The sequence below is a fragment of the Segatella maculosa DSM 19339 = JCM 15638 genome, from assembly GCF_000382385.1.
Classification (GTDB): domain Bacteria; phylum Bacteroidota; class Bacteroidia; order Bacteroidales; family Bacteroidaceae; genus Prevotella; species Prevotella maculosa.
Window position 1 is genome coordinate 34435 of sequence record NZ_KB908324.1, and the last position, 15963, is coordinate 50397.

20 protein-coding genes are annotated in these 15963 nt (G+C 43.0%); 18 read left to right on the forward strand and 2 right to left on the reverse strand.

What is annotated here, in order from left to right:
* Positions 1–33 precede the first annotated feature (33 nt).
* The 12 genes from H164_RS0106985 to H164_RS0107065 all read left to right on the forward strand — a co-directional run bounded on the left by H164_RS0106985 (position 34) and on the right by H164_RS0107065 (position 10116).
* Positions 34–960: a hypothetical protein gene (locus H164_RS0106985; protein WP_019967963.1), complete on the forward strand. Its 927-nt coding sequence runs from the start codon at positions 34–36 to the stop codon at positions 958–960.
* Positions 917–1489, forward strand: a complete 573-nt coding sequence (locus H164_RS0106990) for a hypothetical protein (protein ID WP_019967964.1) — start codon at positions 917–919, stop codon at positions 1487–1489. Before H164_RS0106985 ends, H164_RS0106990 begins: the two co-directional genes overlap by 44 nt.
* Before the next feature lie 190 nt (positions 1490–1679).
* The gene (locus tag H164_RS0106995; protein WP_019967965.1) at positions 1680–2306 is read left to right on the forward strand and encodes a hypothetical protein; all 627 of its coding nucleotides are present in this window, start codon (positions 1680–1682) and stop codon (positions 2304–2306) included.
* Positions 2269–3900 (forward strand): hypothetical protein, encoded by a 1632-nt coding sequence (locus H164_RS0107000; protein WP_019967966.1) that lies wholly within the window; start codon positions 2269–2271, stop codon positions 3898–3900. The genes H164_RS0106995 and H164_RS0107000 overlap by 38 nt, the downstream gene beginning before the upstream one ends.
* Before the next feature lie 380 nt (positions 3901–4280).
* A complete protein-coding gene (locus H164_RS0107010) occupies positions 4281–4877 on the forward strand; it encodes a ComF family protein (RefSeq protein WP_238315133.1) in 597 nt (198 codons plus the stop codon).
* 10 nt (positions 4878–4887) lie between these two features.
* A complete protein-coding gene (gene radC / locus H164_RS0107015) occupies positions 4888–5574 on the forward strand; it encodes a RadC family protein (RefSeq protein ID WP_007134217.1) in 687 nt (228 codons plus the stop codon).
* 947 nt (positions 5575–6521) lie between these two features.
* On the forward strand, positions 6522–7199 hold the full coding sequence (locus H164_RS0107025; protein WP_238315132.1) for a hypothetical protein: 678 nt from the start codon (positions 6522–6524) through the stop codon (positions 7197–7199).
* Positions 7200–7724: 525 nt separating this feature from the next.
* Positions 7725–7913, forward strand: coding sequence for a hypothetical protein (locus H164_RS0107040; RefSeq protein ID WP_004378694.1), 189 nt, complete (start codon positions 7725–7727; stop codon positions 7911–7913).
* A 200-nt stretch (positions 7914–8113) separates the two neighbouring features.
* Positions 8114–8968, forward strand: coding sequence for an exonuclease domain-containing protein (locus H164_RS0107045; protein WP_019967971.1), 855 nt, complete (start codon positions 8114–8116; stop codon positions 8966–8968).
* A gap of 285 nt (positions 8969–9253) precedes the next feature.
* Entirely contained in the window at positions 9254–9556 is a 303-nt protein-coding gene (locus tag H164_RS0107055; protein ID WP_019967972.1) for a hypothetical protein, read from the forward strand.
* 82 nt (positions 9557–9638) lie between these two features.
* On the forward strand, positions 9639–9887 hold the full coding sequence (locus H164_RS0107060) for a hypothetical protein (protein WP_007134210.1): 249 nt from the start codon (positions 9639–9641) through the stop codon (positions 9885–9887).
* Positions 9865–10116, forward strand: a complete 252-nt coding sequence (locus H164_RS0107065) for a hypothetical protein (protein ID WP_019967973.1) — start codon at positions 9865–9867, stop codon at positions 10114–10116. The genes H164_RS0107060 and H164_RS0107065 overlap by 23 nt, the downstream gene beginning before the upstream one ends.
* A gap of 185 nt (positions 10117–10301) precedes the next feature.
* On the opposite strand, the gene H164_RS0107070 is transcribed toward H164_RS0107065, so the two are convergent.
* A complete protein-coding gene (locus H164_RS0107070) occupies positions 10302–10694 on the reverse strand; it encodes a DUF5053 domain-containing protein (RefSeq protein WP_019967974.1) in 393 nt (130 codons plus the stop codon).
* Positions 10695–10736: 42 nt separating this feature from the next.
* Entirely contained in the window at positions 10737–10886 is a 150-nt protein-coding gene (locus H164_RS15695) for a hypothetical protein (protein WP_004378699.1), read from the reverse strand.
* Between the two features lie 262 nt (positions 10887–11148).
* On the opposite strand from H164_RS15695, the gene H164_RS0107080 reads away from it, so the two are divergent.
* The 6 genes from H164_RS0107080 to H164_RS0107105 are packed head-to-tail and all read left to right on the forward strand — an operon-like array spanning position 11149 to position 15962.
* Entirely contained in the window at positions 11149–12207 is a 1059-nt protein-coding gene (locus H164_RS0107080) for a hypothetical protein (protein ID WP_019967975.1), read from the forward strand.
* Positions 12207–12455, forward strand: a complete 249-nt coding sequence (locus H164_RS0107085; protein ID WP_007134207.1) for a hypothetical protein — start codon at positions 12207–12209, stop codon at positions 12453–12455. The genes H164_RS0107080 and H164_RS0107085 overlap by 1 nt, the downstream gene beginning before the upstream one ends.
* Positions 12456–12458: 3 nt before the next feature.
* Positions 12459–13919 (forward strand): hypothetical protein, encoded by a 1461-nt coding sequence (locus tag H164_RS0107090; protein ID WP_019967976.1) that lies wholly within the window; start codon positions 12459–12461, stop codon positions 13917–13919.
* Positions 13894–14724 (forward strand): DUF6712 family protein, encoded by an 831-nt coding sequence (locus tag H164_RS0107095; protein WP_081622269.1) that lies wholly within the window; start codon positions 13894–13896, stop codon positions 14722–14724. Before H164_RS0107090 ends, H164_RS0107095 begins: the two co-directional genes overlap by 26 nt.
* A gap of 10 nt (positions 14725–14734) precedes the next feature.
* Positions 14735–15472 (forward strand): hypothetical protein, encoded by a 738-nt coding sequence (locus tag H164_RS0107100; RefSeq protein WP_019967978.1) that lies wholly within the window; start codon positions 14735–14737, stop codon positions 15470–15472.
* The gene (locus H164_RS0107105; RefSeq protein WP_019967979.1) at positions 15462–15962 is read left to right on the forward strand and encodes a hypothetical protein; all 501 of its coding nucleotides are present in this window, start codon (positions 15462–15464) and stop codon (positions 15960–15962) included. The genes H164_RS0107100 and H164_RS0107105 overlap by 11 nt, the downstream gene beginning before the upstream one ends.
* The last annotated feature ends 1 nt before the right edge of the window (position 15963 follow it).

The window sequence follows — 15963 nt, forward strand, 5'->3', positions numbered from 1 at the left end:
CCGTCGTGCCTTCTTTATTAAACATCTAAAATTATGAATGTAGATCCAAAATTTACAAAAGAAATTCAGGATTGGTTAAATCAAGAACCTCTCCCCGTGAATTCTGCTTCTGCAGGTGCTTCTTTGCTCTTGCGTATAGCGCCTCGTAATCAGGCTTATGCTCGTTATCTTTCAATGTCGCTGCAGCGTCCGGAAGCAATTCTTGATAAAATTGCTTATGAACTGAAGCAGCATCTTAAATATAGACTTGACGGCTTGACACTCGACGAGGTGAATATCCTCGACAGAGAGGTTGTTCCTGAAGCTGAAAAACTTCTCGAACACGGTAAACCTGCTGCTGAAGATGATGCGCTTATGCTCGATGAGGAAAAGAAGCCTGTTATTCCTATGCAGGTCAATATCTCTGAAGATAGCGAAAAACCTTGTTTTGTTCGTCAGTTAGGCCGTCGTGAGGACCACGATAAACTGCCTGAAGAGGTACAGCAGCTGTGGGTTGACAATGGTAACCTCTATAAGGATATCAAGGCCTTGTTTGAGGAGTTAAAGGCGATGAACGACTTGCCTTCATGCCAGCGTTATGATAAGCTGCAGCTACTTGCGTCGATGGACGCTAAATATTTCAAGCAAATGTCTGCTTATGACGATGCCACTCCTGCTGACAAAAACCCTGCTGACAGCACAGAGGATAGTTCAGAAAAAAGCGTAAATTCTGCACGTAGCTATTTGAGTAAGAATCAATCGAAGCTTGCTACCTTGAAGCTTGCTGCAGAAAGCGAGGGCGCTTCTGACAGTGACCGAGCTGCTTTCACAGATTTGCTTGCTAAGATGCAGCAGCGTGTTGATACCATTTGCGCAGCTGGTGCCGTTGTTGGTGATGATTTGCGCACAGGTCTTACCGCTTTAGGTCTTTCTTTCGATGATAAGCAAAAGAATTCTGAAGAACCTGAAACCGCTGAATAGTACTGCTTTGCAGTGCTATCTCGGTACTGGCATTCACACGCTCGGTCTGCTCGGGTGGATACTCGAACAGACTGGGCGTGCTGATGTCTATGTATCAACTTTTTCAACGAGTGAAGAGTTCTTGAATGGCTTTCTTAATCTTCGTAAAAAGGGCCTTATTCGTCGTGCGGTGATGGTTGCTGACTTGAAAGCTTCAAAAAAGACAGTAAAACTCAATCAGCTGATGTCGTATTGTTTTGATGCTGCATATTTGGGCATGAACCACTCTAAAATCGTACTTGTACAAACAGAGGCAGGGCAGACGGTGTCGGTTGCTACAAGTCAAAACAATACCTATGGAGGGCGTGCAGAGTGTACTATTATCTCAACATCACAAGAAATTTTCCTTTCGCTATATGAGGGTTTGAAGAACATAATTGACAATAGTTGTGAACTGAATGGAATATACAGAAGAGCAATTGAAAATGATAGAAAAGTTAGCGCGTCAGCTGACTCCGGCGACTCAGATTGGGTGCCTTTTGGGTATTGACGAAGACGTTTTCTCGCTTGATATTCAGACAAAAGGTAATCCTGCGCGTATCGCATTTTTGAGGGGAATGTCGGTTACCGCTAATGACTTGCGCTGCAAGAACCTTGAACTTGCTGAAGCTTGCGCTCCTTCTGCTATTACACAATGCTTCTCTGACTTGAATAAAATGCTAATCGATTTGCAATAAAATATGAGCCTGCCTGCTAATATTGATGACTATCAACTTAATCTTTTCGCCTCGATTGATGAGATGCGAGAAAAATCGTTGCCGGAACACGTTGTAAAACGCTTACTTCGGCTTCGGGCATTGTACACTTTCTGGCTGAATTATCCTCAAAAAACTTCTCGCGAAATCTTGAAGCATGATCTTGATATGAATGCTGATATCAAGCAGCGTGAGGCGTATGATGATGTGCGTTTGCTGAAAATCTTAATCGGAAATATCGAAAAGGAGTCGAAAGAATGGCATCGGCATGTGTTCAATCAGCGCACGGAAGAAGTATATAAAAAGGCCATGGCTGCACAAGATTTTCGGTCCGCCGAAAAAGCAAATGCGGATTATGCAAAATATAATCGTGTTGGTGAAATTGATGCTGTACCTGTTGATTACAGCGATATTAAACCGCTCGTTATTGAGCCTACTGATGACCCTTCTGTTGTTGGCATCAAGCCTGTTAAAGGACTTCGTGATAAGATTGCTAAGCTTAAAAAGAGGTTCGGCGCTGATTTGGAATATACGGATTTTGTTGAAGTGAAAGAAGATATTAATAGTTTAGGAAATGGCGACACAGGACAGGAAGAAAATCTATCTCAATGATGCGCAATATTATTCTCTTGCGATGTCTCCGCGCAATCTCATTGATGTGTGCGGTCGTGGTATCGGCAAGGGTCTTATTCAGGCAAAGCGCATGCTTGACCTTGTACAGTTCATGCCTCGCTGCTCGATAGGCTTTGTCGTTCCCTCCGTCAAGCGTGGTCTAACCAATATCTTGCCCTCTATCCTTATGCACCTTAACAATTGGGGGTATAAGAAAGATTTATTTTATAGTGTCGGACATCGCCCAGCTAAGGCGTGGAATTGGGCTAAGCCGATTTGGGAACCTGAAAGTTATGATAATGTTGTGTCGTTCTATAACGGCTCTTACGTGACGCTTATCTCGCAGGATAGGAGCGGTACAAGTAACTCTATGTCGCTTGACGCACTCCTTATCGACGAGGCAAAGTTTATAGATTTTGAGCAGCTTAAGAATGAGACTTTTCAGGCAAACCGTGGTAATGAGATGTATTTCGGTAACTGCTTCCTGCATCACGGCTTGACAATAACCTCTGATATGCCTGTAACGAAAGCTGGATCATGGTTCCTCAATTTCGAGAAACAAATGGACCCGGAATTGGTTGAAGTGGTCGAGGGGCTTGTTTTTCAAATTTGGAAAGTCAAGCAAGCTGCAGCTAAATACCCGGAGAGGCAAGCGTATTATGCAAAAAAAATCAATGAGTTGCAGACTACCGTTAATGAGTTGCGCAGGCATCTTACCTTATATAAAGAGTATTCGAGCCTCGAAAACCTTGCTATCTTGGGCGAACAATTCTTTTATGATCAGAAACGCAATTTGCCTGCACTCACCTTTGCAACCTCAATTTTAGGGCTTCGCATCGGCCTGCAAATGGACGGTTTTTATAACTGTTTACGTCCGTCTAATCTCTACACTGCGCCTAAAACGTCATATCTCGACGGCCTTGATTATGATTTCAAACGATTGCAAGATGTAGATTGCAGGATGGATGCTGATCTTGAACCTGACAGACCGCTCATCATCACCTTTGATGCGAACCTTAACATCAACTGGTGTGTTGTCGGGCAGCTGGGGAATGACGGCAAGGCGCGTGTCGTTAATTCGCTGTATGTAAAATATGAGCGGAAGCTTCCTCAACTTGTTGAAGATTTCTGTAAATATTACGAATATTTCCCTAATCGTCATGTCGTTTTTTATTATGATACAACCTTTATCAGTAACAACTATGCGGTCGGTAATGATGATTTTCACGCTGTGATTTGCAATGTCTTGAAGTCGCACGGCTGGTACGTTAATGACGTGTGCATCGGCAAGCAATGGAACCATATCGAGAAGCAGCTGCTCATCAATCGAATGTTTCAAGGACGTGCGAAGCATCAGTTACTCTTCAATAGAGATAATAACCCAGATCTTCTCCTCTCTATCCAAACGGCGGGTGTGTACATGGGTAAGAAAGATAAGCGAGGGGAGAAGCTTGCAGAGACTGAAGAAGATAAGCTTGAAAATCGTACCGACGGCTCCGACGCTTTCGACACTTTTGCAATCGGTGTAGAGAAATTCCCTACATTCGATATCAACATGTCAGGCGCTGTCGTATCTTCGTTCAACGGACATTAGGCCCCCAGCCCCTAAAGGGGAGAGTAGGTCGCTACGCGGTGTTTTTGTGTTCGTAGCGAACCTTTTTTTTCTTCCAAATCCCAATCTCCTACTTTCAGATTTCGATGCAAAGGTAGAGGCGTCGGTTGTCTGAACCTGTGAACCTGTCACTTTTTGCAGTCGGAGCCTCCGTCATTTTTCGCTGCGCTGAAAAATAACGGCATCCAACATCAAAAAGGTGCCAGAACCCCAGCGTTCTGACACCCTGCCACCTCTTAACCTCGCATCGGAAATCGAAAGAAGGCGACCGGGCTTTGTACGGAATAAAAAAAAGTTCACTCCTCACGTGGAAATCTCCAGTAAGGCTCTTGAACATTACCAGAATTTTAACCAATATGAATATGAAAAAGATTAATTTTTATGAGTATCTTCCTCAAAGATACGCAGCAACAAGTGAGCAAGTTGTTAAGGTGCGTAACCTTATTTACAATTTCAAAAGCGGTCGCAAGGAGGCTGCCAATTTTGCAGCTGATTTAATTGTGCGCTTGATGTGGAATTGGTATGGCCACAAATGCAATGAATATACTATTGTGTGCGTGCCTGCTTCCTCTAATGCTGAATATCGTCACCGATTTAGTTATTTTTCTCATGTTGTCGCTTGCCGTTGTCAGCAGGTAAACGCTATGCAGCATGTTACGATTTTAGGCAAACGTGATGCTTTGCATCGCACCGCAAATCATGTTGTGCAGGATAGCGGAACGTATCGCATAGAACTTGATAAAGAGTTTTTTGCAGGGCGCAAGGTTATTATATTCGATGACCTTGTAACGACAGGCACAACGGCCGAGCATTTTGCAGCACTTTTGCAGGAAGCAGGGGCAGAGGTTAAAGGCGCTTTGTTCATTGCTAAGTCGGTGAAAGGCATATCTAAAAAAACATATTGGGGTCGTTTCGCAGAGAACACAACAAAACATATCATGCAATTTAATCATAGATAATATAGAAGTTATGAATAGTTCTAATATTTGCAATTGGGTCAAGGAAGAGCAGCCACGTTTCAAATTTGATAATGTAGGGTGTGATGTAGTTAGTAATGCAGAATTGTTATCTATCATTATAGGAAGTGGCAGTGCTGAACTCAACGCGGTTGATTTATGCAGGCAGCTGATGAATGCCTGCGGGCACAGTCTTGCAAGGTTGGCAAGGATGTCTACCTATGAACTCATGCAGTTTGAGGGGATAGGGAGAAGCAAGGCACTTAGCATCAGGGCAGCGTTGGAGATAGGAAAGCGCAGACAGATAGAGCAGGCAAAGGACACGATAGACTTTTCTTCTTCTGTCGCGATGTATGACTATCTTTTGCCCAAAATGCGTGATTTACCCTTAGAGCAGGCGCACGTGCTGTTCCTTAATCACCATTATAAGCTTATTAAATCTATAAAGCTAAGCGAGGGAGGGTTGACCGAAACAGCTATCGATGTCCGCGTTATTCTGAAAGAGGCTTTGTTATGCAATGCAACTGTAGTTGCACTTGCCCACAACCACCCGAGTGGAAGCATAACCCCGTCTTTGCCCGATGATAGTATTACGAAGCGTGTACAAAAGGCATGCGAGGCAGTTAGGATTTATTTCCTTGACCATATTATTGTAACGGACGGCCGTTATTATTCGTATCGAGATAGTGGAAGATTGTAAAATATCTTTCTTCAGAGAGGGCAGGCAGCTTTTGAGTTGCCTGCCTTTTTCGTGTGTTCACTTGCGACCGCAGGCAATTGCCTGCATGATAATTTTGTTTTACATATTCCGCTAAACTCAAAGAGGCAATTGCCATGTCGGGCGTAGGGCGGTGGGGGGTACAAAAAGAGCGAACTTCGCTTTTTTCTTTCAGTTAAAACGTTTCTCGCTGTAATTCAACGTTTTAACTGCTTAGGGCCGTGCAAAATCGGAATAAAAGCCGTGTTTTGTTGCTCCAATTTCCTCGAAAATCGGAGCCTCGCCAACAAATACGCCCTTTTTGACTAACATTTTACCTATTTCTTTAGAAATTGCCTTGCAATTTATAGTTGCCGTTTCTTTGTCTAAAGGGGGCATAAATTGCTTAAAATATTCCTTACAAAGCCTTTTTAGGGTCGAAAATCATACATTTGTGTTAAAATAGTGTTAAATCCGCAATTATATATTGCGGATTTAATTTTTATTCCTATCTTTGCAATGTAAACAAATAACAACAACAATTAAAAAGGTGAGACACACCGTAAAAACTGTTCAAAATCATGAAGACTGTTAAAGATTACACAGCAAGTTCAAAAGCACAGACAATCAGCGAAATTGTAGGCTTTGAAGTTGACACAACAGGTTGTGAATTCTTAAACAAACCCTTTTGCCACTTTATTTGCCAAAATGGTGCTAACTACTATATAGAATATAAAGCTTGTTTCCCCATATTGAGGAGTTGAGAAATAACACATATCGCGTAATAATATTTGATGATTATGTAGACTTCGTGGAAGTAGAGAATGGAAATTCAGTTGTAGAATTATAAATTAAACCTTAACGCTGCGCTATCGGCATGACGGGCAAATTATATGATTAATTTAAATACACTTTCAGCAATTAAAGAAAACTACTATTTCAACAACAACATGAAAGAGATTTCTTTCAAAGAGTACCTTGAAAACGAGGCTGAGAACGACCCAAACTTCTTTTACGAACTCTTCGATAATGAGGATTACGAGCAGAAGTGGGACTCTGTTTTATCTGAAGAAGATAGAGAAGAGTGGGATGATTTGCTCAACAAGGCTAACGATATTTGGTACAAAATGCTCGAAGACGAAGAGGAGGAGCAGCGTGCACGTATTAAATTTCAATTTGAAGATTTATTCGGCGGTAAAGATATAGAGGAATTCCGCGAGCTTGTTCAAAATCTGTATAACTACGATGATTTTAGCGAATATAAATCTGATGTAATTGATATGAACTATATCGATGAAGAGGAATATAAAGAAATAGTAAAAGAGGCTATCGCTGAATATATCGAGAACAACAAGATAGAAGTAGAAATAAAGGAGCTAAACGATACAGACGTTGTTGAAGACGGTGATAACAGCTTTACTTATAAAGGTGAAGAGTATCAAGGCTTCGATAGTTCGGACGGCGGCGACTTCGATTGCACAAGCTGCGAGAACTTTGATTTAATCAATGAGGCGGTGCAGGACTCTGATTGTGAGGACAAAGAAGAATTAACAATGTTCCTCTGCGGTATGAATTTTGTCTACAAGAAAATGGTAGATGATGTAATGTATAAATTCTATTTCAAATAAATACAAGCGCCAGACTTCACAGCCTGGCGCATGAAAATACTAAATAAAATTTAAACCTTCATCGCAACCACTGTCGCGAGATTTAAAATTACATGAAGAATAACGTTTAACAACTAAATATATTGTATTATGTATATAATTTCTTATCTAAAAATGCAAAACGGCACATGTCCACTCTTGCATGACGGTTCTAAAAGTAAAGAGTTTGAAAACTTAGAAAGAGCCTACGAGTTCTACACCGATGAGTGTAGATTAACCGAGTTCTGTAATAAGGGAACAGGAGAACACACCTCTCTTATGTTGTATGAAGATGACGGCATTCATCCGTCTATTGTTCAAGAAATAGATTTTTATGTGTAAAAGCACTTATTTTATTGAGTATAGTGAGGATAAGCAATATATATTCCTTGTGCGCACAAAAAAACCACGCTGGCGCATGGTTCTAAATAAAGACGAATTTGATGCTGACAAACTTGCAGCCTCTTTACGAAAAGCAGCAGAGTTTTTAACTAAAAGAGTAAAACGATGAAGAAACTTGCAATAGTGAAAGTGGCACATCGGCATGGAGTTACTATTCCGATGATAGCCGAGAAATTGGGACTAAAAGAGCGCACGCTATCCTGGCGCATGGCACAAGATATGCGGTTGAGCTTTCTTCGTGAGATTGCGCAGGCTATTGGCTGCGATGTTCCTGATTTATTCATAGACGCTTGATATATGTTGCAAAACATATATTTATAGAAATAACTCTCTAATCGCTTGTAGGTTAGAGAGTTTTTCTTTACTTTTGCAGATATAGACTTTGCATGAAGTTGAAGGTTTTTCGATTTTAGGCTTTTTGCTTGTGAAAGTAGGAAGCCGTTTTTATCACGAAATATTATAACTCTTAATAAATAACGTAGTAAAAGTAAAAAATGGAGAAGCACACCTTTACTGTCATTGATATCGAAACAATGACACCTGAAAGAACGAGTGCCTGTGCTTTGGGCCTTGTTCGTGTAGAGAACGATGTCATCGTTCAAAAGTTTTATTCTCTCATCAAACCTATCCCTGATGATAGAACAGTTACTAACACCCATGTTCATGGGATTACTCCCGAAATGGTTGAGAATGCCCCTACTTTCCAAGATTTATGGCCGACAATTGAGCATTATATATCAGGGCAAGTGTTGGCAGCTCACAACACCTCTTTCGATCTTGATGTATTGAAAAAGGTGTCGGCACATTATGGTATAACTATTCCTATTACAGGCGTTGTTGACACTTTTTCGTTAACGCATCTTTCTTTAGATGAAACTTGTAAAGTGTTACATGTTGATTTAGGGAAACATCATGATGCCCTTTGTGATGCTACAGCTTGCGCAGAGATAATCCTTGTGTTGTCGGGCGTGGAATTACCAAGGCCTACGGAAAGCATCCCGCATTTTGTCAAGCCTAAAGAAAAAACATTGAAAAAAGAGACGAAACAACCTTTATCCCCTGAAGAAGTGGAGAATAAGGAAACTCCTTTCTTCATGAAAAGAGTAGTGCTGACAGGAAACCTTGAAATGTTCCCTGCTCGAGAAACTATTGCAGAAGTGCTCAAAGCGTATGGTGCTGACATTAATACCTCTATATCTAAAAGGACAGATATTGTTATAGTTGGTAAAGGGGCAGGCCCGTCTAAAATGCAGAAAATAGAGGATTTGCAAGCACAAGGTCACAATTTAAGAGTTATAGAAGAACCTGAATTGCTTAGCATAATGAAAGAATTTAATATTGAATTCTAACTTTTCCCCGAAATCTCTTGCAGGTTTCGGGGATATTTCTTAATTTTGCCACTGCTTAAAAGATAATGGTAGACCATTCCGGCGAGCAGCGGTTACTTGCTCGGCAAAATTGCTCGGGCCTTTTTTATGCCCACAACTAACATATTTGGCGGTTGCCTTCTCGTAGATTTTTCAAAGCTCTTCGGAGTGGAAGCATTATCTTTTAAGCAGCGAGATTGGCGACCGCCTTTCTCGTTTTACCGGCAACGCAGCGGAACTGCAGGAAAGCTTAAAAGATAATGTAATATGCAGCAACAAACTATCCAGTTCGACGGTGTGCAAATTCAGCAGCGTGTCGATGTTCGCACAACTATCGCGAATGCAGTAAATTCAGTGGCTAACTATCTCAATCAACGTAGCGAGATCTATTCGCGGTTGTGTGACTTCTCCGTGACACGCCGCACGGTGCTCTACATGCACTTAGGTACAATCTGCTTAGGTGTGAGCGTATTTGCCGTGGTTTCTCATCCGCTTGTGGCCATTCCTGCTGCAGCTTGTGCAGGCTGGCTTGTTTACCGTTTGAACAGCAAGGAGGGAGGTAAGGAATAGCACAGTTAATGAAAGTAAGTCGTATGCCTGGACCTGGGAAATAGCGACTTCATTATAAAACCTTACAAATAAAAACAGAAAAATGAAAACTTTTGGTATGATTGAGAATAATTACAATGCGCAGGCTTGCAATGCTTTGCAAGACCTGCTCGATACATCAGCGCTCGAAGCGCGAATTGACCTCTGTAATGACATTACAGATAAAATTCTGTCGGGTGATGATTTCTCAGACGCAGAACTGCTTGATTACGTGCGCAGCTTTCACGCGCTTAGAAAACAATTTGAAATAATTCTAAAAGGTAAAAAAAATGAACGAGAACAGCAAGATTGAACGCACCGTGCTTGATGCTTATTTCAGTACACGTGCTAATAATATCCCTCCCTCGCAAATGTCTCTTTTTGTCGAGGACAACAAGACAACCTCTGAAATTATCGAAGCTTTAGACAGCACCTATCCGCTGACACAGCAAGATGTTGTTGGCTACATGTCGGAGAATGGTTTCCTACTTGAACCGGATGAGTCTGGCGGACTTGTTTGGAAAATATGGAGACTGAAATAAATTTTTCTTTATTTAATACGTAGAAATACATTTTTTTACATAATTTTGTACCATATTCGTCTGGAAACAGACAATTGGTTAAAATTCGGCTGCAGGCGTCGCGAGGACGTCTGCAGTTTTTTTGTGGGTACGAAAAAGCCCGAGGTGGCTCAACCTCGGGCTACTGTGTGATTAAAAAGAAAGGGCTATAAGGAAACGCCCAGCGAGCCTAATTGTGCAGACATGTCGGCAAGTGCATGCTTGAACGTCTGTCTTTCTTCTTCTGTGAAAGCAACCGGTTTGCCGTTGATGACATCACCATTTATCTTGTGTGCCAGCCATGAACGCGATTTGCCGAAGTAGTTGCGTGCGATGTAGGCCATTGAAAGCATCTTTGTCATCTCGCCCATTCTGTCTGCAATCGTAAGTTCTTCCACTCTGCTTGCGGTTGTCTTGATGAGATTTTCCAATGCTTCTGTAAAAGCCTTTGGATCCTTATTCTTCAGTTTCTCCATTTCCATGGCAACCTTGTCTCTTTCTTTCTGTGTCTTTGCTGCTCTGTTTCTTGCTGCAAGTGCTTGTAATTCTTTTTTCATCATCTCTTTTCTGTTTTGTTGCCTGCCTCCCGAAGGAGGTCAGGCTTAATTGTTCTTGATTTTGTTTTCTAACGCTTCGATTTCCTTTTTTGCGATGTTCTGAAAGTGATTGGGGAACTTTTTCCAATTTTCTAAGTAGAACATCAAGTCATCTTCGCTTTCTTTGAGTTCCTTTGATTTTCTTCTTTTCTTCATGTAGTCCTTTCTTTTAATTCACATTGCAAAGATAATCAACATTTGTTGAATATGCAAATTTTTAGGCATTTATTTTCAACATTTGTTGAAAAAGATGTTATTTCCTATAAAATAGTTCTGCAATCAATATCAAATCACATGATAATCTGCATGATATTGCACGCTGCTTTGCATCGGGTAATCATGCCAGATGATGCACTTTGCATTTGTATTTTTGTCAGCTTGTATTCTCTGTTACCTTTGTGTTGTAAATAGAATTTGTATGATTACTGTCTTAAAATCTCTTTCGGGTACCTATTTCAGTGCATCAATTCCCGATTTGTCTTTCACTATCGGGGGCAGTCGAGCAGGCGTTGTCATGACGGTTGACGGTGTGAAAATGTATGACGAGCATCTTTATCAGTATGACGGCAGCATTGAACTCACCGACCTCTCCGCACTCTTCACCTCGTATGCACATGCAAGGTTGAGTGTCGATATTGCTATTACAATTACCGACCTCGGCGACAATGATGCCGTGATAGATACAAAGGTGCTGAATGCTAAGGTAGTCTATTGCGCTGCTGACTTCACACAAGGCACTGTAACGGCTAAGGCTGAAGACTTTCTGCGCACGCATTTTCTGTCTATTTACAGCGGTGACCGCGTGTCGGCCTTGGGGCGCTTGGAGTTCCTGCACTATATCGGTACCGACTCGGCAGCTGTCAAGGCGACCTATGTTGACGGCTCAACAGCTGACTTTACTGCTCCGAAAGTGCAGGGTAACAATAAGTATTCAACTGTTGACGTTTCTCCCTCACGCTTTGCGAAAGCGGGCAAGGAACTTGACTTCTTTGTTGTCAAGGCTGGCGAACGCACACAAAAATATATGATTGACTGGACTCATCCTGATTGCGCACCTATCTTGATGTTTGAGAACTCTTTCGGCTGTGATGAATTGATGTATTGCGTAGGTAAACATCAGGTCAGCCCCTCGTTCAAGCGCACGACGGTTAATGTGCTGGGTAAGACGCGTAATATAGAGATTGTTGAAAACCGACTCTTCAAGGCTGATACTGGCTATCTCACGGTTGCACAGCAAAATTGGGTGGACGAACTCTTTCGCGCTGAGCGCGTGCATGTCGTGAATTTCGTCAACGGACAGCCTGTTGTCGGCAAGGAGGTGACACTTACAGAGTCGAAATCAGAGGTGTCAAACCTTGATGATGAGATAGCGCGCTTCACTTTTTCTTATCAGTATGCGCAGCGCATTCACAACGTTATTGACCTGCAACGTGCAGGCCGAATTTTCGATAACACTTTTGATAATACTTTTGATTAATGAATAAGCCTATTCACATCACAGAAATGCGCAAGCAGTTAGATATAGCTGCTATTCGCAAGCAACTGGTCAACTTGAAATGTTGGAAGCTTAAGACCGGTGACATTATTGAGTATAAAGGCTGGTTGGTAAAATCGGGGCATTGGCGCGGTGGTACTCATCGGCTGATAAATCCTAACAATCGGCAGATACGCGAGGTGCGCGATGTGTGTATCTTTGAGTTTATGGGCGCAGAAATCTATATGTAAAAAATGGAACAGAATTCAACGTTGAATTTTATCGAAAAGCGCGGAGATTACGAAATCTACGGTGCTTCGGCTGCTGGCTTTACGAATGGGCACAGTGCCTCGGCTAATGCAGAGTATTCTGAAAATTCGTCAGTGGTTTTTGACGATAGTGGTATCATTCAGCCCAGAACGTTCACGCAAGGGGGCAAAACTTATAAGTATGTTCCGTTCGGGGCCGATGACATGCAGCCTTATCACATCATTGAAAAGGTGGGCGAAAACATGGTCATGGCGCAAAACAAACTCTTCAATGCGCTCACGTGCTATGGGCAGGGTGTACGCTTCTATGACATCGCTACTGAAAAGAAGACGCGCGATCGAGAGATATGCGACTTCTACTTTCGAAATCAGCTCAACCGCTTCTTTATTGAGCAGGTGCTTGACATGAAATACTTCTTTTTTACGGTTACAGTCGTAGTGCTCGACAATGAGGGCTGTCACATTGTACAGGTGCGTCACAAGGAGAGTTGTTATTGTCGTTTTGAAAAAGCAGATGAAAATGGTCGCATCAATCACGTTTTTTATGCGAACTGGAAAAACACAGTGAAAGACGGTGATGTGGAAGTCATTGAGTTGCTTGATGAAATCGACCCCTGGGGAGATTTGCGCGTGCGCATGGGGCTTGACCCTGACCCTGCTACGGGCGAGTGTCGTAGGGCTGCACGTGGCGACGCTTTCGGGCGTGCTACACGCACACGTAAATTTGCAATTCTCACAAGATTTCCGACGCCAGGATATCAGTATTACCCTATTCCTTTTTATGTCGCAACGTTCAAAGATTCATGGTATGACATCTATGAGCTGATAGGTAAAGGCAAGCGTGCTAAGATACGCAACTCTGCGCCTCCGCGTTTTCAGGTCGAAGTGCACAAAGACTACTGGAGGCAGATTTGCGAAGAAGACGGTATCACCGACCCTGACAAAATCAAGGCGCGTATCAAGCAGGAAAAGCAGAATATCAACGACTTTATCGGTGGTAATGAGAATATAGGTAAAACGTGGATATCTGGCTTCTATATCGACCCTGCATCGGGCAAGGAGGTGCACATGGTGCATATTGTCGATGTTGAACAAGGACGCAAGGAGGGTGGCGACTGGGCCGATGACGTGCAGGAAGCAAGTAACTCACTTTGTTACGGTGACAACGTTCATCCAAATCTCGTAGGCGCTACACCCGGCAAGTCGGCGATGAATAACAGCGGTAGCGATAAGCGCGAACTTTTCTTGCTGAAGCAGGCTGCGGAGACGGCCTTTCATGATGTGCTGCTTGAACCTTTCCGCGTGATACTGTATTACAACGGTTGGCAAGAGAAATACGACGTTGACGTGCCGTTTATTGTACTGACGACACTTGACGAGAACGAAGAGAAGAAAAAAGTAAAACCTAATCCTGACGCAAATGGAAACAACAGTAACGAGGATTGAAATTACCCGGCAAACCTTAGAGGCTGCCGTTGTGGTGGCTACGAGCAAGAATGGTGAGGTTTTTAATATGCTCTGTAGCGCTATCTCTGACACGTATTCAACCTTTTCTGCGCTGGTATTGAACGAGGTCGGACGAAAGGCAGTGGAAGAAGGTACAGACAACGAGTTGCTTGCTCTCGTGAAATCTTACGTGTGTAGGCGTGCTTTCTATGACAATGCGCGTCAGCTTGACCTCGTGATGACAGCATCAGGTTTCGGGGTAGTGTCTGCTACTAACCTTGCACCTGCTTCAAAGGTACGCGTCGATGCGATGTTGGCAAACGTGGAGCGGTTGTATATGACCGACTTTTCACTTATCCTCCCTCGTTTATTCAAGCTGCAAGGGTGGTTTGAAGCTTCACGCATGAAGCTCTCTCTCATCAATACCTATTTTGATTACAGCAACATTTGTGGCTATGACCATTCCACAATTGAGGATTTCAAAGCTGCACAACCTTTGCTTGTAGAGGGCGAGCAGATATTGAGGTCACGAATTAGCGATGCGCAGTTTGATGCGTTCGTCAAGGCCGTGGCCACCAACTCGGCTACGGATGTTGTCAAGCGTGCTATTGATAAAGTGCGCTTCTGGTTAGTGCTGCATCTGAAAGGGGATAAAGCTGCAGAACGCTTTGCGTACAATCAGCTTTCAACGATCATGGAGGACAACATCGAGGCTTTCAGCGAGTATAAGAACAGTAAGGAATACAAAGCTAATCATTATGAGAATTACAAGAACACTAAGGAGTCAGGGGTGTACATTTTCTAAAGAAAAGGGGTTGATACTGCACGCCCCTCGAGCATGGCGTGAGCTGTCACAAGATCAGCTGCGTTATGTGTTCGGATTACTCGGCACGTTTAGTGACCTCACACAAATCAAGACTTTTATGTTTATGCGCTTTTGTGGAATTCACGTGCAGAAGTGGACTTCAAAAGGTGTGTTCTGCTTTATGCGCGGTCGGCTTGGACGTAGGAAGTTCTTCACGATTACGGCTAATCAAGTTCAAAGTCTTATTCATCAGTTTGACTTCATCGATAGCTTCGACACTATGAATGTGCGGTTGGATAGCATTCGTGGTTGCCGGGCTGTCGATGTGAACTTGCACGGCATATCTTTTATAGACTACCTTTCTGCGGAAACAGCATTCCAGGTTTATCTGTCTTCTAAAAAAGCAGAAAACCTTGATGCCCTTGCCCGCATTCTCTATCGCAAGCGCAATGGGGATGCCCCTAAGCGCCTGAAGCTTGATATCGCGGAACGCACAGGTGTGTTTGCGTGGTACTGCTATGTCAAAGCTGAATTTGCAAGACAATTCCCTTCTTTCTTTCGTCCTGCAGGCGGTGAGCCTACAAAGTGGGATTTGCTTAAAATGGCAAATGTACAGTTGCGTGCGCTCACGCAAGGCGATGTGACAAAAGAGGAAATGATTAAGAACATGGACTGCTGGCGTGCACTTACTGAACTAAATGAGAAAGCACGAGAGGCAGCCGAATTTGAGGCGAAATATGGAAAATAATTTTAATCCTATTGATTACTTCACGACCCTTGCAGAAAAGAACCGCCTCTGTCGTGAACATGGTTTCAAGGTGATGCCGTGCTCTGGCCCCGAGTCTATCGAGGGGCTTATCGGCGAATTTCGCAAGACGGAGAACTTTGTCCTTGTTGATGACACGACGGATAACAACGTGCACAGTAACAAATCTGGGTTCTTCACGAAATCTGTCTACACGGTTTGGGTGCTCGCTGGCTACAAAATGGGGGACGCAGAGAGTAGGAAAAAGGCTCTCGAACTTTGCAGAACTATTTTCAAGCAGTTTCTTGCGAAGACGCTTGCTGATAAATTCTCAGGCGCGTATCGTGGGGAAATGGCTTACTTGGGCATTGAGCGCATCTATTACAAGGAGTTAGGGCGTTATAGCTTCAATGGCACGACAGGCCTTTATTTCATGATAGATAATGACCTGCCTACTAACCTCGTGTATCAGGCTAAAGATTGGGAGGAATAGA